This window comes from Burkholderia sp. BCC1996, assembly GCF_905339955.1.
In the GTDB taxonomy this organism is placed as follows: domain Bacteria; phylum Pseudomonadota; class Gammaproteobacteria; order Burkholderiales; family Burkholderiaceae; genus Burkholderia.
Genome location: NZ_CAJPHM010000006.1, coordinates 197,034 through 217,391 on the forward strand (window position 1 = coordinate 197,034; position 20,358 = coordinate 217,391).

Genomic DNA, 20,358 nt, shown 5'->3' on the forward strand with positions numbered 1-20,358 from the left:
GTCGAATTGAGCAAGTGAGTGAACGGGAAGGCGGAAAAGGGCGGCGCTCAGTGCGAATAATCGCGGGCGCCGAAGATCGCGGTGCCGACGCGCACGATGGTCGCGCCTTCGAGCACCGCGGCCTCAAGATCGGCGGACATGCCCATCGACAACGTGTCGAGCGGCAGGCCGTCGGCACGCAATGCGTCGTACAGCGTGCGCAGCGCGCGATGCGGCACGCGTTGCGCATCGATATCGCCGGCCGGCTCGGGAATCGCCATCAGGCCGCGCAGGCGCAGCGCCGGCAGCGCGGCGACCGCGCGCGCGACGTCGGCCACGTCGGCCGGCGCGACACCGCTCTTCGACGCCTCGCCGCTGATGTTCACCTGCACGCATACGTTGAGCGGCGGCAGGTGCGCGGGGCGCTGTTCGGCGAGGCGCTGCGCGATCTTCAGCCGGTCGACCGAATGGACCCAGTCGAACCGTTCGGCGACCGGGCGCGTCTTGTTCGATTGCAGCGGCCCGATGAAATGCCATTCGAGCGCGGCGCGCAGATCCGCGAGCGCGTCGATCTTGTCGATCGATTCCTGCACGTAGTTCTCGCCGAACGCGCGTTGGCCGGCCGCATGCGCGGCGCGCACGTCGTCGGCGGGAAACGTCTTCGACACGGCGAGCAGCGAGACGGTGGCGGGATCGCGGCCGGCCGCGCGGGCGGCGTCGGCGATGCGGCGGTGAACGGAATCGAGACGGACGGCGAAATCGGACATGACGGGCACGGAAGCAGGCACGGGAAGCGAGTACGGCGGCGAATGGTGACGAATGCGGCGACGAACGCGGCAGCGGAGGCGGCACGGCACGCGCCGCATCGGTTCGCCCATTATACGGACGGGGCGCCGGCGGGGCCGGCCATCCGCGTCAGCCGTACAGCAGATGTTCGACGAGCTGGATCCAGTGCGCGACCGGAATCTGCGTGCCGCTTTGCAGGTGCGCGATGCAGCCGACGTTGCCGGACACGATCATCTGCGGCTCGAGTGCCTGCAGCTTCAGCAGCTTCTGCTTGCGCAGCCGGTACGACAGCGACGGCTGCGTCAGCGAATAGGTGCCGGCCGAGCCGCAGCACAGATGGCTGTCGGCCGGCAGCCGCACGTCGATGCCGAGCGTCTCGAGCAGGCGCTCGACCTTGCCGCGCGACTGCTGGCCGTGCTGCAGCGTGCACGGCGGGTGGTACGCGACGGTATGGATCGCGCGGCGCCGCGCGAGCGTCGCGATCTCGGCCTCGAACGCGAGCAGCACGTCGGAGATGTCGCGCGTCAGCGCGACGATGCGCTGCGCCTTCTCCGCATAGGCCGGATCGTCGCGCAGCAGGTGCGCGTATTCGAGAACCGTCGCGCCGCAGCCCGTTGCGTTCATCACGATCGCCTCGGCGCCTTGCTCGACGTACGGCCACCACGCGTCGATGTTGCGGCGCGCGTCGTCGAGCGCTTCGTCGTGATAGTTCAGGTGCAGGCGGATCGCGCCGCAGCAGCCCGCGTCGGGCGCGACGATCGTCTCGACCCCGAGCGCGTCGAGCACGCGCGCGGTCGCGATGTTGATGTTCGGCAGCATCGACGGCTGCACGCAGCCGGCGAGCATCAGCATCTTGCGCGAATGGGGGCGCTGCGGCCATTCGAGCAGCCGCGTGCGCGGCGGCACCTTGTCGCGCAGCCGTTTCGGCAAGAGCGGCCGCATGTGCTGGCCGAGCCGCATGAGCGGCGAGAACAGCGCCGCGTTCGGCACGAGGCTGGCGAGCACGCGGCGCACGAGCCGTTGCTGCACCGGGCGCTGCACTTGCGCCTCGACGTGCTTGCGGCCGATTTCGACGAGCCGGCCGTACTGGACACCCGACGGGCAGGTCGTCTCGCAGCTGCGGCAGGTGAGGCAGCGGTCGAGGTGCTGCTGCGTGCTGCGCGTGACGGGCGCGCCTTCGACCATCTGCTTGATCAGGTAGATGCGGCCGCGCGGGCCGTCGAGTTCGTCGCCGAGCAGCTGATAGGTCGGGCACGTCGCGGTGCAGAAGCCGCAATGCACGCACTTGCGCAGGATCGCGTCGGCCTCGTCGCCGTCGGGCGTATTGCGGATGAAATCGGCGAGGTTCGTTTGCATCGATCCCTCAGAGATCAGGGTAAAGCCGGCCGCGGTTGAAGATGCGCGCGGGATCGAACGCAGCCTTCAGCCCGCGGTGAATCTTCATCAGCGGCGCGGGCAGCGGCGTGAACACGCCCGCGCTGCGGTCGTACGACTCGCCCGCGCGGAACAGCGTCGCATGGCCGCCGGCCTGCTTCGCGCTCATGCGCACCGTCTGCGCGTCGGCGTCGGTGATCCACCAGCGCTGCGCGCCGCCCCATTCCATCAGCTGGGTGCCGGGCAGGTGCATCGGTTCGGTGATCGACGGCAGCGCGAGCCGCCACAGCGCATAGCCGGGCGGGATGCCGTTGAAGAACGGGTCGGTGTGCTCGCGCACGGCTGCCCAGAAGCGCTCGGCCTCGACCGCGTCGACGACTTCGCCGCCGAGCAGCGTCTTCGCCGATTTCACGGCCGCCTCGGCGCCCGACAGCCGCAGCACGAGCGTGCCGTTGCGCCACGCGCTCGCGCTGACGGGCAGCGGATGGCCGCCCCATTCGTTGAGCTTGCGCACCGCGTCGGTCGCGGTCATCTCGAACTTCAGCGTGACTTCGGCGACGGGCACCGGCAGCACCTTGATCGACAGCTCGAGCATCAGCCCGAGCGTGCCGAGCGAGCCGGCCATCAGCCGCGACACGTCGTAGCCGGCGACGTTCTTCACGACCTGCCCGCCAAAGCGCAGCGCTTCGCCGCGGCCGTTCATCAGCGTGACGCCGAGCACGAAATCGCGCGGCGCGCCGCAGGTCGCGCGGCGCGGCCCCGCGAGGCCCGCCGCGACGCAGCCGCCGACGGTGGCCGCGCGGCCGAAGTGAGGCGGCTCGAACGGCAGCATCTGGCCGCACTCGGCGAGGACGGCTTCAAGCTGCGCGAGCGGCGTGCCCGCGCGGACCGTGACGACGAGTTCGGCCGGGTCGTACGACACGACGCCCTGAAACGCGCGCGTGTCGAGTATTTCGCCGTCCAGCGCCTGGCCGTACCAGTCCTTGGTGCCGCCGCCGCGAATCCGCAGCGGCCGGCCGTCGGCACAGGCGGCGCGGACGCGTTCGGCCCATCCGGCGACGATGTCGTCCTCTTCCATGTTGTATTGCTGCCTCGTTGTTGTCCGGTCGATTGTACCGGGGTGGCGCGAATCCACATCGCGACTATCCCTAAGCCACGCATGACGAATGCATGCGGGCGTCGCCGCGCGCACGGCCGGCGCGGGCAGGGCGGCACATCGCGGCCCGCGCGGCGGCACGGGCCGCGCACCGCGCGGCGCTCAGAAGCGCGGCAGGTCGGGGTGCGGCAGCAGCCCTCCGCGCACGTGCTGGCGGCCGTATTCGGCGCAGCGCGCGCGGGTCGGGATGCCCTTGTCGGGGTTCAGCAGCCCGGCCGGATCGAACGCGCGCTTGACCGCGAAGAACGCATCGCGCTCCTGCGGCGAGAACTGCACGCACATCGAATTCAGCTTTTCGATGCCGACGCCGTGCTCGCCCGTCACGCTGCCGCCGAATTCCACGCAGCATTCGAGGATTTCCGCGCCGAACTGCTCGGCGCGGTGCAGCTCGTCCGGATCGTTCGCGTTGTAGAGGATCAGCGGATGCATGTTGCCGTCGCCGGCATGGAACACGTTGATGCAGCGCAGCCCGTAGCGCGTCTCGAGCTGCTCGATGCGGGCGAGCAGCGGGCCGATCGCACGGCGCGGCACGGTGCCGTCCATGCAGTAATAGTCGGCGGAAATGCGCCCGGCGGCCGGGAACGCGTTCTTGCGGCCGGACCAGAAGCGCAGCCGCTCGCTTTCGTTGCGCGACACCTGGATGCGCGTCGCGCCATGCTCGCGCAGCACGGCCGTCATGCGGACGATTTCCTCCGCGACTTCTTCGGGCGTGCCGTCCGATTCGCACAGCAGGATCGCCTTCGCGTCGAGGTCGTAGCCCGCGTGCGTGAACGCCTCGACGGCCTGGGTGGCCGGCTTGTCCATCATCTCCAGCCCCGCCGGGATGATCCCCGACGCGATGATCGCGGCGACCGCCTCGCCGCCCTTCACGACATCGTCGAAGCTCGCCATCACGAGTTGCGCGGTCTGCGGTTTCGGGATCAGCTTCACCGTGATTTCGGTGACGATCGCGAACATCCCTTCGCTGCCGATCATCACCGCGAGCAGGTCGAGGCCCGGCGCGTCGAGACCGAGCGAGCCGAATTCGACGACCTCGCCGTCGATCGTGACCGCGCGCACGCGCATCACGTTGTGCACCGTCAGCCCGTATTTCAGGCAATGGACGCCGCCGGAATTTTCGGCGACGTTGCCGCCGATCGTGCAGGCGATCTGCGACGAAGGATCGGGGGCGTAGTACAGCCCGTAAGGCGCGGCGGCTTCCGAAATCGCGAGGTTGCGCACGCCGGGCTGCACGGTGGCCGTGCGCGCGTACGGATCGACCTCGACGATGCGCGTGAAGCGCGCGAGCGACAGCACGACGCCGTTCGCGATCGGCAGCGCGCCGCCGGACAGGCTCGTGCCGGCGCCGCGCGGCACGATCGGCACTTCCATGCGGCGGCAGATCTGCACGATCCGCTGCACCTGCGATTCGGTTTCGGGCAGCGCGACCGCGAGCGGCAGCCGGCGGTACGCCGACAGGCCGTCGCATTCGTACGGCGCGGTGTCTTCGTCGCGGAACAGCAGGCAATGCGTCGGCAGCACGGCCATCAGCGCCTGCACGACTTCGCGCTGGCGCTGCGCGCGGGTCGCGCTCGACAGTTCGACGGAAGCGTTCATTGGGTCTCCAGCCGGGGCGCGGCGGCGCGCCGCCGTGTCAGCACGTGAAGATCTTGCCGGGATTCATCAGGTTGCGCGGATCGAGCGCCAGCTTGATCGCGCGCATCGCGTCGATCGCGTTGTCGCCGTGCTCCTTCGGCAGGAAGCGCATCTTGTGCAGCCCGACGCCGTGTTCGCCGGTGCAGGTGCCGCCGAGGCGCAGCGCGCGCTCGACGATCCGGTCGTTGATGCGTTCGGCTTCGTCGATTTCCTCGGGCTTGTCGGGATCGATCAGGATCGCGACGTGGAAATTGCCGTCGCCGACGTGGCCGACGATCGGGCAGGGCAGCGACGATGCGCGCAGGTCGATCTCGGTTTCCTCGACGCACGCGGCGAGCTGCGAGATCGGCACGCACACGTCGGTCGTCACCGCGCGGCAGCCGGGCTTCAGCTGCAGCATCGCGAAGTACGCGTTGTGGCGCGCGGCCCAGAGCCGCGTGCGGTCCTCGGGGCGGGTCGCCCATTCGAAGCCCTGGCCGTTGTTCTGGCCCGCGAGCGCCTGCACGAGCTCGGCCTGTTCCTTCACGCCGGCCTCGGTGCCGTGGAATTCGAAGAACAGCGTCGGCGCTTCGGCGAGCGTCAGGTTCGAATGGCGGTTGATCGAGCGCACCGCGAGCGCGTCGACGAATTCGACGCGCGCGATCGGCACGCCGATCTGGATCGTTTCGATCACCGTGCGCACCGCGTCGCCCATCGACGGGAACGTGCAGATCGCGGCCGACACGGCTTCGGGCAGCGGATGCAGGCGCAGCGTGATCTCGGTGATCACGCCGAGCGTGCCTTCGGAGCCGACGAACAGGCGCGTGAGGTCGTAGCCGGCGGACGACTTGCGCGCGCGCGAGCCCGTCTTCACGACGCGGCCGTCGGCGAGCACGGCGGTCAGGCCGAGCACGTTCTCGCGCATGGTTCCGTAGCGCACGGCGTTGGTGCCCGATGCGCGGGTCGCGGTCATCCCGCCGATGCTGGCGTCGGCGCCCGGATCGATCGGGAAGAACAGGCCGGTGTCGCGCAGCGCTTCGTTGAGCGCCTTGCGCGTGATGCCCGGTTCGACCGTGACCGTCAGGTCTTCCGCGTTGATCGACAGCACGCGGTTCATTTCCGACAGGTCGAGCGAGATGCCGCCGCGCACCGCGAGCAGATGGCCTTCGAGCGACGAGCCGGCGCCGTACGGGATCAGCGGCACGCTGTAGAGCGCGCACAGCGACACGATTTGGCGGACTTCATTGGCGTTGCGGGCGAACACGACGGCGTCGGGCAGTTGCGGATCGAACGGCGATTCGTCGCGGCCGTGATGGGCGCGGACGGCGTCGGCGGTCGACACGCGCTCGCCGAAGGCGGCGCGCAGCGCATCGAGCATGGCGGGGGGCAGCGGGCGGCGCGTGGTGGCCGGCGGGGCAGGGTGATTCACGAATGTCTCCTGACGACTGCTTGTCAAACCTTCGGCCCATTCTACGCTGGAACGCCCGCTGCGCCCGCTGCGCCCGCCGCCGCGGGCTGCGATAATCGCGTACCAACCCAACCGGGCCGCATCGCGGCCGCTCACCAGAGGACATTCGCATGGGCAACCGCTTGAGCAAGATCGCGACGCGCACGGGCGACGACGGCACCACGGGCCTCGGCGACGGCCGGCGCATCGGCAAGGACGACGCACGGATCGCCGCGATCGGCGACGTCGACGAACTGAACTCGAATCTCGGCGTGCTGCTCGCCGAGACGCTGCCGGACGACGTGCGCACGGCGCTCGTCACGATCCAGCACGACCTGTTCGATCTCGGCGGCGAGCTGTGCATTCCCGGCCATGCGGTGCTCGACGACACGCACCTCGCGCGCCTCGACAACTGGCTGGCCGACTACAACGCGACGCTGCCGCCGCTGAAGGAATTCATCCTGCCGGCCGGCTCGCGTGCGGCGTCGCTCGCGCACGTGTGCCGGACGGTGTGCCGCCGCGCGGAGCGCTCGATCGTCGCGCTCGGGCGCACCGACACGCTCAATGACGCGCCGCGGCGCTACGTGAACCGGCTGTCGGACCTGCTGTTCGTGCTGGCGCGTGTGCTGAACCGCGCGGATGGCGGCTCGGACGTGCTGTGGGAGCGCGGGCGCGTCCGCTGACACCCGGCGTCGTGTTTCCGCACTGCGACAATTTGCCCGACGGACGTCTGTTTTTAAAGATGTATCGTATGCGCATGTTTAACGGAGAACGAACATGACCCACATCACCGCTGACCAGATGGCTCGCGTGAAGGCCACTGCCCCTGTCCTCGCCGTGCACGGCGCGACGATCACGAAGCATTTCTACCAGCGCATGTTCGCGCGGCATCCGGAACTGAAGAACCTGTTCAACCAGACGCACCAGAAGACCGGCAGCCAGCCGGAAACGCTCGCGAAGGCGGTCTATGCGTATGCGGCGGACATCGACAACCTCGGCGCGCTCGGCGGGGCGGTGTCGCACATCGCGCACAAGCACGCGAGCCTGAACATCCGCCCCGAGCATTACCCGATCGTCGGCGAGAACCTGCTCGCGTCGATCGTCGAAGTGCTCGGCGATGCGGTCGATGCCGAGACGCTCGAGGCATGGCGCGTCGCGTACGGCCAGCTCGCGCAGATCCTGATCGGCGCCGAGGCCGACCTGTACGCGGGCGCAGCGTGGAGCGGCTTCCGTCCGTTCAAGGTTGCCCGCAAGGTGCGTGAGAGCGACGAGATCACGTCGTTCTACCTGACACCCGCCGACGGCGGCGACGCGCCGACCTTCGCGCCGGGCCAGTACGTCACGGTGAAGCGCTTCGTCGGCGATCTCGGCGTCGATCAGCCGCGCCAGTACAGCCTGTCCGACGCGCCGCACGGCAAGTGGCTGCGCATCTCGGTGAAGCGCGAGGCCGGCCAGCCGGAAGCGATCCCGGCCGGCAAGGTGTCGACACTGATGCATGACGGCGTGGAGGAGGGCGCAATCGTCGAGGTGACCGCGCCGATGGGCGAATTCTCGCTGAAGCGCGGCGCCGATACGCCGGTCGTGCTGATTTCGGGCGGCGTCGGGCTGACGCCGATGGTGTCGATGGCTTCGACGCTGGTCGGCGAAGGCAGCACGCGTGAAGTGCGGTTCGTCCACGCCTGCCGGTCGGGCGCGGTGCACGCGTTCCGCGACTGGCTGAACGATACGGTGCGCGAGAACGCGAACGTGAAGCGCACGGTGCTGTACGAGCTGGTCGGCCCGAACGATCGCGTCGGCATCGATCATGACCTCGAAGGGCGCCTGACGCCGGAACGCGTGAAGCAATACGCACTGGTGGCGGATGCCGACTACTACATCTGCGGCCCGATCGCGTTCATGAAGGCGCAACGCGACGCGCTGGTCGCGCTCGGCGTCGCGCCGGAACGCATCAATACCGAGATCTTCGGCTCGGGTGCGCTCGAGTGAGGAATCTGACGGCCGGTTCCGGCCGAGGCAATGAAAAAGCCCGGCGCGAGTCGGGCTTTTGTTCGTGCTGCGCCAGGCGGGCGACTTCAGGCGCGTAGCATCAGGGTTGCGTGGTAGCGCCATACCTTCGGATCGGCACTGACGAGCGGCATGCCTTCATGTAGCGCCTGCGCGACCATCATGCGATCGAACGGATCGGCATGGTCAGGGAAATCCGGCAACGCAGCGACCGCCTCGGCGTGATCGCTATTGATCGACAATTCCGCGAAGCCAGCGAGCCGGAATGCCGAACGGGCATCGCGTGGATGAACGGGGAGGTTGCCTTTACGATACTTGATCGAGATTTCCCAGATAGACGCGGCGCTGACGTACAGCGTGTTCTGCGGATCCTCGATCAATGCGACGGCGGTCGGCGACAGTTGCGGCGCGCCTTCAGCCGCCCACAGCGCGATATGCGTGTCGAGCAACAGCTTCACGGCGCGAGTCCTCGCTCGGCGCTGGCATCGAAATCGGCGGCAATCGATTCGTCGCCGGCGTTGAATGCTTCGACCGTCGTCGGGATGTTCAGGCCGGCAAGCAGCTGACGAGCGGCGCCGATGCGGCGCGGCGCCGTGTAGGGGACGATGCGGGCGACCGGATGGCCGTTGCGGGCGATCACGACTTCGGATTCGCGCCCCAGTTCCAGTGCCTCGACGAGACTTGAAAGCCGCGACTTGGCATCATGCATGTTGACGGTCGACATGAGTACCTCCGGTTAGCTAGGGGGTGTTAGCTAGTTTAGCAGAACCGGATACCGGCCGCAGTCGAACCATGGCAACCCGCTGGCAAGCGGGAAGCCACGGTCCGGGCCGGTGTCGCCTGTCAGTTCCCGCTGCCGCGCGCGACGCGGCGCGCCTTCACCGATTCCGCGAGGCCTTCGAGCACCTTCACGCTGTCGTCCCACGCGATGCACGCGTCGGTGATGCTCTGGCCGTAGGTCAGCGGGCAGCCTTCCTTCAGGTCCTGGCGCCCCTCGACGAGGTGCGACTCGATCATCACGCCGACGATGCGCTCGTCGCCGGCCGCGACCTGGCGGCCGATGTCCGCGCACACGGGAATCTGGTTCTCGTGCTTCTTCGAGCTGTTCGCGTGGCTCGCGTCGATCATCAGGCGCGCGGCGAGGCCGGCCTTGCCGATGTCCGCGCACGCGGCGTTCACGCTGTCCGCGTCGTAGTTCGGCGTCTTGCCGCCGCGCAGGATCACGTGGCAGTCCTCGTTGCCGGCCGTCGACACGATCGCCGAATGGCCGCCCTTCGTCACCGACAGGAAATGGTGCGGCTGCGATGCGGCCTTGATCGCGTCGACCGCGATCTTCACGTTGCCGTCGGTGCCGTTCTTGAAGCCGACCGGGCACGACAGCCCCGACGCCAGCTCGCGGTGCACCTGCGACTCGGTCGTGCGCGCGCCGATCGCGCCCCACGAGATCAGGTCGGCGATGTACTGCGGGCTGATCATGTCGAGGTATTCGGTCGCGGCCGGCAGCCCCATCTCGTTGATCTGCAGCAGCAGCTCGCGCGCGGTGCGCAGCCCTTCGTTGATCTTGAAGCTGTTGTCGAGGTGCGGATCGTTGATGAGCCCCTTCCAGCCGACCGTCGTGCGCGGCTTCTCGAAGTACACGCGCATCACGATTTCCAGCTCGCCCTTGAAGCGCTCGCGCTCCTTCACGAGCCGCCCCGCGTACTCGATCGCCGCCTTCGTATCGTGGATCGAGCACGGCCCGATCACGACGATCAGCCGGTCGTCCATCCCGTGCAGGATGCGGTGCATCGACTGGCGCGAGTTGTAGATCAGCTCGGACGCGGCCTCGGAGCACGCGAATTCGCGGATCAGGTGGGCGGGCGGCGTCAGTTCCTTGAGTTCGCGGATGCGGACGTCGTCGGTGTTGTGCGGGGGCATGCTGTTTCTCCTGGTTTTGCGGGCGCCGTTCGGTCAGTGCGCGTGCGGCAGATTCATCGATTCAAGCGATTCAGTGATTTCGGTCGGGGCCGCGGGATCCGCTGCGGCGGCGACCGGGTGGCGAAGGGCGAAAAAAAACCGCCGGGTTCGCCGGCGGTTTTTTCGGGAATTTCGGTTGCGCTTCACGCGCCATCAACCCTCTCGATCCGCCAGCGGTCTGAGATGCCAAAAAAAGTAAAAATAAAACTTGGCGGACATGACGGAGATTCGGTTCGTCAAAAAAGTTGATTCGGAATTTATACCCGGTCGCCGCGTCGCTGGCAACCGGGGGTGCTCAAAAATGCGGAGAATCCGCGCGCTTTTGCCAAAATGCGCGGATTGTATGCGCCGCGATGCGGTTATGCCGTACCGCCGACCGTCATCTTGTCGATCCGCAGGGTCGGCTGGCCGACGCCGACCGGCACGCTCTGGCCTTCCTTGCCGCACACGCCGACGCCCGAGTCGAGCGACATGTCGTTGCCGATCATGCTCACGTACTTCAGCGATTCCGGGCCGCTGCCGATCAGCGTCGCGCCCTTCACCGGGTAGGTGATCTTGCCGTTCTCGATCATGTACGCCTCGGATGCCGAGAACACGAACTTGCCGTTCGTGATGTCGACCTGGCCGCCGCCGAAGTTCACCGCGTACAGGCCGTTCTTCACCGACGCGATGATTTCCTGCGGATCCTTGTCGCCGTTCAGCATGTACGTGTTGGTCATGCGCGGCATCGGCAGCGCCGCGTACGACTCGCGCCGCGCGTTGCCGGTGACAGGCATCTTCATCAGGCGCGCGTTCAGCGTGTCCTGGATGTAGCCCTTCAGGATGCCGTCCTCGATCAGCGTCGTGCACTGCGTCGGGTTGCCTTCGTCGTCGATGTTCAGCGAGCCGCGGCGGTTCGGCAGCGTGCCGTCGTCGACCACCGTCACGCCCTTCGCGGCGACCTGCTCGCCGATCCGGCCGGCGAACGCCGACGAACCCTTGCGGTTGAAGTCGCCCTCGAGGCCGTGGCCGATCGCCTCGTGCAGCAGCACGCCGGGCCAGCCCGGCCCGAGCACGACGGTCATCGCGCCGGCCGGCGCGGGACGCGCGTCGAGGTTGACGAGCGCCGCGTGCACGGCGTCGTCGACGTAGCGCGACAGCACTTCATCGGTGAAGTAGCCGTAGTCGAAGCGGCCGCCGCCGCCGCCGGAGCCGATCTCGCGGCGGCCGTTCTGTTCGGCGATTACCGTGACCGACACGCGCACCAGCGGGCGGATGTCGGCCGCGAGCGCGCCGTCGCTGCGCGCGACCAGCACGACGTCGTATTCGCCGGCGAGGCCCGCCATCACCTGCGTGACGCGCGGGTCGCGCCCGCGCGCCATCTGCTCGATGCGCTCGAGCAGCTTGACCTTCGCGGTCGCGTCGAGCGACGCGAGCGGATCGGACGGCAGGTACAGGTCGCGGCCCGAGATGCCCTTCAGGGAGGTCGCCGCCTTGATCTTCTGGCGGCCGCCGCCGGCCGCCGCGATCGCCTTGGTGGCCGCGGCCGCCTGCGCGATCGCTTCCGGCGACAGGTCGTCCGAGTACGCGAACGCGGTGCGGTCGCCCGCGACCGCGCGCACGCCGACGCCCTGGTCGATGCTGAAGCTGCCCGACTTCACGATGCCTTCCTCGAGGCTCCACGCTTCGCTGCGGGTCGCCTGGAAGTACAGGTCGGCGTAGTCGACGCGATGCGTGAAGATGTCGGCGATCGTGCGCGTGAGCAGGCTCTCGTCGAGGCCGTACGGCGTGAGGAGGATGTCCTTCGCCAGCGCAAGATTGCGGATGCCGGGTTCGATGATGTTCATGCGGGTATCGAGGGTTCTCAAAAAGTTGTCGGGTGCGTTCTGGGCAGATGGGTTGGCCGGGCGGCGTTTCAAGCGCCGGGCGGTTCAGCGGTTCAGGCCAGCACGCGATGCCGCCACGCGGGCAGGCTCTGGCGCACGTCGGCGGTGCGCTGCGGATCGAGCGCGCCGGTCACGACGCTCGCGCCTTCGTCGCGGACCGCGACGATCTCGCCCCACGGGTCGATCAGCATGCTGTGGCCCCAGGTGCGCCGGCCGTTCTCGTGCTTGCCGCCTTGCGCGGCCGCGAGCACGTAGCACTGGTTCTCCACGGCCCGCGCGCGCAGCAGCATTTCCCAGTGCGCGCGGCCCGTCGTATACGTAAACGCCGACGGCACGACGATCAGCGCGCAGTCGCCCATCCTGCGATACAGCTCCGGAAAGCGCAGATCGTAACAGACCGACAGGCCGACCCGCCCGAACGGCGCATCGAACGCGACGACCGTGTCGCCCGCGCGGATCGTGCGCGCCTCGTCGAACGATTCGTCGCCTTTCTCGAAGTTGAACAGGTGGATCTTGTCGTAGCGGGCGGCTTCCTGGCCGTTCGGGTCGAACACGAGCGTCGTGTTCAGCACGCGATCGGGCTCCGGCGCCTTCAGCGGCAGCGTGCCGCCGATCACCCAGATGCCGTGACGGTGCGCGGCCTCCGACAGGAAGCGCTGGATCGGGCCGTCGCGGTAGGGTTCGGCGAGCGCGAGCTTGTCGGTGTCGCGATGGCCCATGAAGCAGAAATACTCGGGCAGCAGGACGAGCTGCGCGCCGTCGCCGGCCGCTTCCGCGATCAGGCGGCCGGCTTCGGCGAGATTGCGTGCGACGTCCGGCGTGCTCACCATCTGCAGCGCGGCGACCCGAAAGGGCGTGGCGGAACGGGTGTGATCGGTCATCGCTGGATCGGTTGCGTCATAAATGGGGTGCGGCCCGGCACCCTGCGCGCGTCAGTGGCTCGCCGCATCGGCCGGACCGTGATTCATCTTACCCTGATCGCCTCGCACCCGCTCGATGTGCGGATGCGCCCACGAGCCCGTGATCGCGTAGTCGAGCGCGAACGCGTGCGACAGCGTCTCCGACAGCGCGTAGTTCGCGGCCAGCACGCCGACACCCAGCAGCGGATTGATGATCGCGGCCGCGATTGCCGCCGTGCCGGCGCCGATCTTCGGCGCGACGTGCGCGTGCAGGTCCTGCGTCTCGGCGCCGAGGTCGACCGCGCCGCGTACCGTCACGTTCGCCGGCGCCGTCGTCATCGAGAAGTCGTCGGTGCGCGCGATCCCGTTCGAGATCCGGCTGGTGCCCGTGATCTTGTCGAACGGCAGCCCCTTGCCGATCACGTCGCGGAAATTCAGCGTCAGGAAGCGCGCGAGGCTCTGCAGGCTCAGCACGCCGAGCAGTTTCGCGGCACCCGGATCGACCTTCAGGATCTGGCCGTGCTCCAGGTCGAGCGCGACCTGGCCGCCGAGCGACGGCAGATCGACCGCGGTCGGGCCGCCGCGCCAGCCGACCTTGCCGGTCACGGTGCCGTGGCCGTTTGCAAGCGTGCGCGGCAGGCCCACGAGGTCGAGCAGCGCGCCCGCGTTGCCGACGTCGAGCTTGAAGTCGAACACGCTGCGGCGCGGCGCATCGTTTTCGTCGACGCCGCGGGCCAGCGCGCGGCGCGACGTGCGCCAGTTGCCGGTCGCCGTCAGCTTCGCGGCCGGGTTCGCCAGCTCGAACTTGTCGAGCTGCCACACCGGCGCGCCGTCTTCCTCGAGGTTGCGCGCGTTGACGACGAGCCGGCCGATGTCGTGATCGCGCGCGACGACCTGGTCGACGATCAGGTCGACCGACGGCATCGGCCGGTCGGTCGGCGTCGGCAGGTTCATCGCGCGGCCGACGAGGTCGTGCTGCGCGCTCTGCGGGATCACGAGCTTCGCGAGCCGCGCGTTCAGCACGCCCGCACCGTTGTGGCCGCCGCCCGGCGCCCACGACAGGTAGCCCGAGACCTGGTTCGACGCGATGTTCGCCTGCCACAGCTCGTCGACGTGCGACGCGCCGATGATCACGTTTTCCCAGTTGCGCTTGAGCAGCTTCAGCGTGCCGAAGTGGAGCGCGAAGCGCTTCGGCGTGAAGCTCGCGACGTCGACGCGCGGCGCGGCCTGCGGCTCCGGCGCGCGCGGCGTGTCGTGCTGCAGCGTGCGGGCGAGCGCGAGCCACGCGTCGGCGTCCAGTTCGTCGACGTCGACAGCGGCGCTCACGCCGTCCTGCGGCAGGTCGGGCATCCGGTGGATGCCCATCGCGCCGCGCACCGCGCGCAGCGGCTGGCCGGGCGTCGCGTCGAGCAGGTAGGTCGCGGACACGGGCCCGAGCGTCAGGTCGGCATGCTCGAGGCGCTTGCCGCCGGCCTGGGCGGCCGGCTGCAGCGTGAAGCGGAACGGCATCGGCGTGCCGGCCGGTTTCGCGAACGGCGCCGGGAAATTCAGCGCGACGCCCGTCAAGTCGGAATGCGCGGTGACCTCCGGCAGGCGGCCCGGCGCGCCGCGCACGGCGAGCTGGTACGGCGCGTCGCCGACCACGTGCTCGAGCAGCGCCGCGGCCGTGCCCCGCAGGTTCAGGCCGCGCGCGGCGTCGAGCGCGAGCTTGCCGTCGACGTCCACCGCGTACGGGCCGTGCGACTGGAAGTTGCCGTTCGCGCGCACCGGGCCGCCGAGGAAGCGCCCCGACAGCTCGTGCAGCGACGCGCCGGCCTCGCTGAAGCGCACGCTGCCGCGCAGCGCGGACAGCGGCGGCACGCCGTCGGTCGACAGCGTGTTGCCGCCGAACGCGAGCGTGCCCTCGACGTGCGTATGCGGATGCGGAACGTGCTGCGGAATCGTGATCTTGAGCGCGAGCGACGCGGGCCCCTGCGCATCGATCCGCTGGCCGATGTGCCCGCTCATCGCGCCGAGCGAGCTGTTGTCCGCGTAGTCGATCAGGTCCGCGAGCGGGCCTTGCGCATGGCCGTCGATGACGAGCGGCGACTTCGACGGATTGCCGAGATCGTCGATCCGGCCGGCGACCTTCGTCAGCGCGACGCGCTTGTAGTGCGCGCGCGCGATGTCGAAGCGCAGCTTGTTCTGCGCGAGCTCGAACACGCCGTCGATTCCGTCGAGTGCGGGCCAGACGCTCGGCGTGCCGTTCGCGAGCTTGCGCGGCGGGTACGGCGTCGGTTCGAAGCGCCCGCCGGTGAACGGCGCGACGATGTGGAACACGCCGGCGTCCGGCTCGTGTTCGAACGGGAATTTCTCGAGCGGGCCGCGGGCGACGATCGACGCCCCCTTGGTCACCTGGCCGTCCTGCAGCGCATGGCCGAGATAGTCGCGCAGGTGCTCGGACATCCCGGTCGGCAGGTAGCGCGGGATGCGCGCCACCGATGCGCGCGCGAAATCCGCGCGCAGGTCGAGCGAGCCGCGGCCGTGGCCTGGGTTCGTGTACGTGCCCGACACCGCGATTTCCGCATCGGGGTTCGCGACGAACAGGTCGGGCAACGTCACGTCGACGCGCGCGTGCTTCTCGCCCGGCGCCGGCGTGATCACCCATTTCGCGTTGCCGCGCAGCCGGTCGAAGGTCAGGCGCGGCTCGTCGAATTCGCCGGGCACCGTGACCGCCGCATTGACCGTGTCGAAGTGCGCGGTGCCGCCGGTTTCCTTCGCATCGATGCGGCCCCACAAATTCTCGACGCCCGGCCAGCCGGCGCGCGGGTGACCGCGCGGGGAAAGACCCGGCGGCGGCTCCTGCGCGGCGACGCTGATGCCCTGCAGATCGCCGAGGAAACGGTAGCGGACGATCGGCGCGGCGCCGGTGCGACGTTCTTCGTCGGCGAGCTCGGCCCGCGCCGGCTTCGCGCGTTCGACCTCGATGTGATAGTTCGACACCATCCCGCGCGGGTCGAGCTTGATCAGCTCGTTGCGCAGCCGCGCGGGCAGCGGCAGCCCGCGGATGAACTCGCTGAGGATGCCGAGATCGACGCGGTCGCCGACGACGCTGAGCAGCTGCCCCTGGTCGGCGGTCGGCACGCGGTAGCGGGCGGTCAGCGTCGACAGCGCGAGCGAACGGGCGAGCGGCGTGCCGTCCGGCAGCGGCGGCTGGCCGAGCTCCGCGTTGAAGCGCGTCAGGTGCAGCGTGTAGTCGTGGCCGGCGTCCAGCGCCATGTCCCAGCCGAACCCGACCGTCGGCACGTCGAGGCGCGGCTGGGTCGGCCGCACGCGCAGCACGACGTCGGCGCCCTGCAGGTCGCCGCCCGCGGAGCGCAGGTGGCCGTCCTGGAAGGTCGCCCAGATCGCGTTGTCGATCCGGCCCGCGTGGATCGTGAGCGGAATGTCGAGATAACGGCCGAGTGTCTGCAGGTCGACCGGGCCGGTCGACAGGTACGCGTCGCCGGTCCAGTTCGTCGGCTTGCCGATCGGCGCGAGCGGCTTGTGGCGGAAACGCGCGCGGAAATCGAGCGGGCCGAGCAGCAGCGTGCCGTTCGCGGGCGCCTGCAGCGCGGCCTTGTGCTCGCGGCCGTGGTTGAGCACCGCGAGGCGGATGCCGGACAGCGCGAGCTCCGGTGCGTCGTGCTGCGCGTCGCGCCAGCGCAGCGTGCCGTTGCGCAGCACGATCGCTTCCTGCTTCAGCAGCCACGTGCCGAACGTGTCGTTGCCGCCGTGAGTGGTCGCGACGCCGACGCCCGCGACGCTCAGCGAGCCGTCGGCGGCGCGCGCGACGACGAGGTCGGGATGGTCGACGATCAGGCTCGACAGCGCGGGCGACAGCCGCAGCAGCGACATCCACGACAGCGCTGCCGTCGCGTGCGGGACCGACAGCGCGATCTGGCCGTCACGGCCGCGAATGGTGAGGTTGGCGACTTCGACGCCCGGCTGCATGCCGGACCAGTGCGGAGACAGCTTGCCGATCGAAAGCTGCGCGTGCAGCTTGTCGGACACCGCGCGCTCGATGCGCGGGCGGTATTCGTCGATGCGCGGCAGCAGCACGTAGCGCATCCCGAGGAACACGCCGGACGCGACGAAGTACGTGCCGATCCCGACTGCCAGCGTCACCCTGAACACGCGACGCAGGACCGGATGATCGTGCTTCGGAGGTCCCGCTTCGGGCTCAGCTACGGCGGATTCCTGACGGTCGGACATGCGGCGGAAGGGCGGCGATATGGTAGTTTTGCAGACTGACGTTGAAATGTATCACACGGGTTCGTGCCGGCGGCCGTTGAGGCCGCACGGCACGGGCTTTCCTGCGCGCGGTTTTCGCGGCGGCGCACCCGCGTCGCGACACCGCGCCGAGTCCAAGGGGCCTGTCGGCAGCGGGGCGCGCACGCGTTGTCCCGCAGCGGGGCCTTACTGCCAGGCCCGCTTTTCGATGACCGACGCTTCCGCCCTGATCAGCACGTCCTATTCCCGCTATCTCGCCCGCGCGGCCGCCGCGCGTCCCGCGCTGTCCGGCCAGATCGCCGCGTGGGCCGCCGCGCCGCTCACGCGCGCGCAGCTCGACGCGCGCCTGACCGAACTGCTCGCCACGCCGGCCGGCACGGCCGCGCCGGGCGACGAGCAACTGAAGCGCGCGTTGCGGCAGTTGCGTATCGAGGTGTTCGGCGCGGTCGCGGAGCGCGACCTGCGCGGCGTCGCGAGCGTCGCCGAGGTGACGGGCGCGATGACCGATCTCGCCGAAGTGGCCGTGCAGCGCTCGCTCGCGCTGCTGTCGGCCGAACTCGAGGCGATGTACGGCGAGCCGCGCGGCGCCGACGGCCAGCGCGTCGTGCTCGGCGTGGTCGGGATGGGCAAGCTCGGCGGCCGCGAGCTGAACGTGTCGTCGGACATCGACCTGATCTTCGTCTACGAGGACGACGGCGAAACGGCCGGCGGCACGCGCTCGCCGCTGTCCACCCAGGAATATTTCACGCGGCTCGGCCGCCGCCTGATCGGCGTGCTGTCCGAGGTCACGGCCGACGGCTACGTGTTTCGCGTCGACATGCGGCTGCGCCCGAACGGCGATTCGGGGCCGCTCGTCTGCAGCCTCGGGATGCTCGAGGAATATTTCTACGTGCAGGGGCGCGAATGGGAGCGCTACGCGTGGATCAAGGGGCGGCTCGTATCCGAAGGCGACAGCGACGCGGCGCGGCGGCTGGCGGCGCAGCTCGAATCGATCGTCAAGCCGTTCGTATACCGCCGCTATCTCGACTTCGGCGTGATCGGCGCGATCCGTGCGCTGCACCAGCAGATTCGCCAGGAAGCCGCGCGCCGCGCGTCGATGCGGCCCGACAAGGCCGACGACATCAAGCTCGGGCGCGGCGGAATCCGCGAGATCGAATTCAGCGCGCAGGTGTTCCAGCTGATCCGCGGCGGCCAGGATGCGGAATTCCGCGTGCGGCCGACGCTCGCGGTGCTGCGCCATGCGCAGGCGCGCGGGCTGATCGGCGAGGACGTGCGCGAGCGCCTGACCGACGCCTACAACTTCCTGCGCACGCTCGAGCACCGGCTGCAGTACCGCGACGACGCGCAGACGCACGCGATGCCGGTCGATGCGGGCGAGCGGGCGGTGCTGGCCGCGTCGCTCGGCTTTGCCGACTATGCGGCGCTGATGACGGTGCTCGACGGTCACCGGATGTTCGTCGAGGCGCAGTTCGACCAGATCTTTGCCGACAAGGTGAACGGCGGCCCCTGCGCGGCGGGCGAGGACACGGCCGCGACGTGGATCTGGAGCGGGGCGCTCGCCGACGACGGCGAAGACGACGCGCTGCTCGCGCGCCTCGACGGCGTGGGCTTCACCGATCCGGCGGCCGTGCTCGCGCGGCTGCGCGCGATCTGGCAGTCGTCGCGCTACGCGGGCCTGCCGGAAAAGAGCCGGCAGCGTTTCGACAGCGTCGCGCAGCGCGCGCTCGAGGCCGCGCCGCGGATCGATGCCGCGCGCCGCGACGACACCATCGTGCGGCTGTTCGACCTGCTCGAGACGGTCAGCCGGCGCGGCGTCTATCTCGCGCTGCTGACCGAGTATCCGGCCGCGCTCGACCGCGTGCTGTCGGTGCTCGGCGCGACGCGCTGGGGCGGCGGCTACCTGATCCGCCATCCGCAGCTGCTGGACGAACTGCTCGACGACGAAGCGATCGCGAGCCCGTTCGACTGGCCTGCGTTCAAGGACGCATTGCGTGCGCGCCTCGCGGCCGCCGACGGCCCCGAGCAGCAGATGGACCTGCTGCGGCACGCGCAGCACGCGGAAGTGTTCCGCATCCTGCTGATCGATCTGGCTGGCCAGCTGTCGGTCGAGCATGTGAGCGACCGCCTGTCCGAGCTCGCCGACGCGGTGCTCGACGTGACGATCGAAGTCGTCTGGTCGCAGCTCGCGAAGCGCCACCGCGACGTGCCGAAGTTCGCGGTGATCGCGTACGGCAAGCTCGGCGGCAAGGAGCTCGGCTACGCATCGGATCTCGACCTGATCTTCCTGTACGACGACCCCGACGAGCGCTCGGCGGACGTCTACACGACGTTCACGCGCCGGCTGATCACGTGGCTCACGACAGCGACCGGCGCGGGTGCGCTGTTCGACATCGACCTGCGGCTGCGGCCGAATGGCGAGGCCGGGCTGCTCGTGACCGATCTCGACGCGTTCCGCCGCTACCAGTTGCGCGAGGGCGACGCGGCCAACACCGCGTGGGTATGGGAACACCAGGCGCTGACGCGCGCCCGCTACAGCGCGGGCGACCCGCAGATCGGCACGGACTTCGAGGCGATCCGCCAGCAGGTGCTGACGACGCCGCGCGACGGGGCGGTGCTCGCGAAGGAAATCGTCGACATGCGCGGCAAGGTGTTCGCCGGCCATCCGAACCAGACCGAGCTGTTCGACCTGAAGCACGATCGCGGCGGGATGGTCGACATCGAGTTCATCGTCCAGTACTGGGTGCTGCTGCATGCGTCGAGCGATGCCGAGCTGATCCGCAACACCGGCAACATCGCGCTGTTGCGCGAGGTCGCGCGGTTCGGGCTGATGGGTGAGGACGAGGCCGAGCGCGTCGGCGCCGCGTACCGCAAGTACCGGAAGCTGCAGCACAAGCTGCGGCTCGACGGGATGGAGAAGGCGCGGGTCGATCCGGCGCTGGTGGCCGACGAGCGGGCGGCCGTGACGGCGTTGTGGGAGCGTGTGTTCGGCGCAGTCGAAACGGGCGTTTGAGGCGGACGTTTGAATCC

At 69.3% G+C, this 20,358-nt stretch carries 14 protein-coding genes; 3 read left to right on the forward strand and 11 right to left on the reverse strand.

Annotation, left to right across the window (positions count from 1 at the left end; translation table 11 throughout):
* Window positions 1-47: 47 nt before the first annotated feature.
* The 5 genes from U4Z64_RS10950 to U4Z64_RS10970 all read right to left on the reverse strand — a co-directional run bounded on the left by U4Z64_RS10950 (window position 48) and on the right by U4Z64_RS10970 (window position 6,338).
* Entirely contained in the window at window positions 48-746 is a 699-nt protein-coding gene (locus U4Z64_RS10950; protein ID WP_321819937.1) for a YggS family pyridoxal phosphate-dependent enzyme, read from the reverse strand.
* A gap of 148 nt (window positions 747-894) precedes the next feature.
* Complete coding sequence (glcF, locus tag U4Z64_RS10955; protein ID WP_044844030.1) at window positions 895-2,121, reverse strand: glycolate oxidase subunit GlcF; 1,227 nt, start codon at window positions 2,119-2,121, stop codon at window positions 895-897.
* 7 nt (window positions 2,122-2,128) lie between these two features.
* A complete protein-coding gene (gene glcE / locus U4Z64_RS10960; protein ID WP_321819938.1) occupies window positions 2,129-3,217 on the reverse strand; it encodes a glycolate oxidase subunit GlcE in 1,089 nt (362 codons plus the stop codon).
* Window positions 3,218-3,397: 180 nt separating this feature from the next.
* A complete protein-coding gene (locus tag U4Z64_RS10965) occupies window positions 3,398-4,891 on the reverse strand; it encodes an FAD-linked oxidase C-terminal domain-containing protein (protein WP_044844032.1) in 1,494 nt (497 codons plus the stop codon).
* Between the two features lie 37 nt (window positions 4,892-4,928).
* Window positions 4,929-6,338: an FAD-binding oxidoreductase gene (locus tag U4Z64_RS10970; RefSeq protein ID WP_321819939.1), complete on the reverse strand. Its 1,410-nt coding sequence runs from the start codon at window positions 6,336-6,338 to the stop codon at window positions 4,929-4,931.
* 149 nt (window positions 6,339-6,487) lie between these two features.
* On the opposite strand from U4Z64_RS10970, the gene U4Z64_RS10975 reads away from it, so the two are divergent.
* Together U4Z64_RS10975 and hmpA are read left to right on the forward strand one after the other, a co-directional pair.
* Entirely contained in the window at window positions 6,488-7,039 is a 552-nt protein-coding gene (locus U4Z64_RS10975) for a cob(I)yrinic acid a,c-diamide adenosyltransferase (protein ID WP_321819940.1), read from the forward strand.
* 94 nt (window positions 7,040-7,133) lie between these two features.
* On the forward strand, window positions 7,134-8,342 hold the full coding sequence (gene hmpA / locus U4Z64_RS10980; RefSeq protein ID WP_321819941.1) for an NO-inducible flavohemoprotein: 1,209 nt from the start codon (window positions 7,134-7,136) through the stop codon (window positions 8,340-8,342).
* A gap of 86 nt (window positions 8,343-8,428) precedes the next feature.
* On the opposite strand, the gene U4Z64_RS10985 is transcribed toward hmpA, so the two are convergent.
* The 6 genes from U4Z64_RS10985 to U4Z64_RS11010 all read right to left on the reverse strand — a co-directional run bounded on the left by U4Z64_RS10985 (window position 8,429) and on the right by U4Z64_RS11010 (window position 17,313).
* Window positions 8,429-8,818: a type II toxin-antitoxin system VapC family toxin gene (locus tag U4Z64_RS10985; RefSeq protein ID WP_044844036.1), complete on the reverse strand. Its 390-nt coding sequence runs from the start codon at window positions 8,816-8,818 to the stop codon at window positions 8,429-8,431.
* Complete coding sequence (locus U4Z64_RS10990) at window positions 8,815-9,084, reverse strand: type II toxin-antitoxin system Phd/YefM family antitoxin (protein WP_039323450.1); 270 nt, start codon at window positions 9,082-9,084, stop codon at window positions 8,815-8,817. Before U4Z64_RS10990 ends, U4Z64_RS10985 begins: the two co-directional genes overlap by 4 nt.
* A 119-nt stretch (window positions 9,085-9,203) precedes the next feature.
* Window positions 9,204-10,277 (reverse strand): 3-deoxy-7-phosphoheptulonate synthase AroG, encoded by a 1,074-nt coding sequence (aroG, locus tag U4Z64_RS10995; RefSeq protein WP_059465445.1) that lies wholly within the window; start codon window positions 10,275-10,277, stop codon window positions 9,204-9,206.
* Window positions 10,278-10,675: 398 nt separating this feature from the next.
* Window positions 10,676-12,142, reverse strand: coding sequence for a metalloprotease TldD (tldD, locus tag U4Z64_RS11000; RefSeq protein WP_059451318.1), 1,467 nt, complete (start codon window positions 12,140-12,142; stop codon window positions 10,676-10,678).
* A 92-nt stretch (window positions 12,143-12,234) separates the two neighbouring features.
* Window positions 12,235-13,062 carry a carbon-nitrogen hydrolase family protein gene (locus tag U4Z64_RS11005; protein WP_321819942.1) on the reverse strand — a complete coding sequence of 276 codons (828 nt, stop codon included), beginning with the start codon at window positions 13,060-13,062 and terminating at the stop codon, window positions 12,235-12,237.
* 51 nt (window positions 13,063-13,113) lie between these two features.
* A complete protein-coding gene (locus tag U4Z64_RS11010) occupies window positions 13,114-17,313 on the reverse strand; it encodes a YhdP family protein (RefSeq protein WP_321819943.1) in 4,200 nt (1,399 codons plus the stop codon).
* A gap of 226 nt (window positions 17,314-17,539) precedes the next feature.
* On the opposite strand from U4Z64_RS11010, the gene glnE reads away from it, so the two are divergent.
* The gene (glnE, locus tag U4Z64_RS11015) at window positions 17,540-20,341 is read left to right on the forward strand and encodes a bifunctional [glutamate--ammonia ligase]-adenylyl-L-tyrosine phosphorylase/[glutamate--ammonia-ligase] adenylyltransferase (protein WP_321819944.1); all 2,802 of its coding nucleotides are present in this window, start codon (window positions 17,540-17,542) and stop codon (window positions 20,339-20,341) included.
* Window positions 20,342-20,358 lie beyond the last annotated feature (17 nt).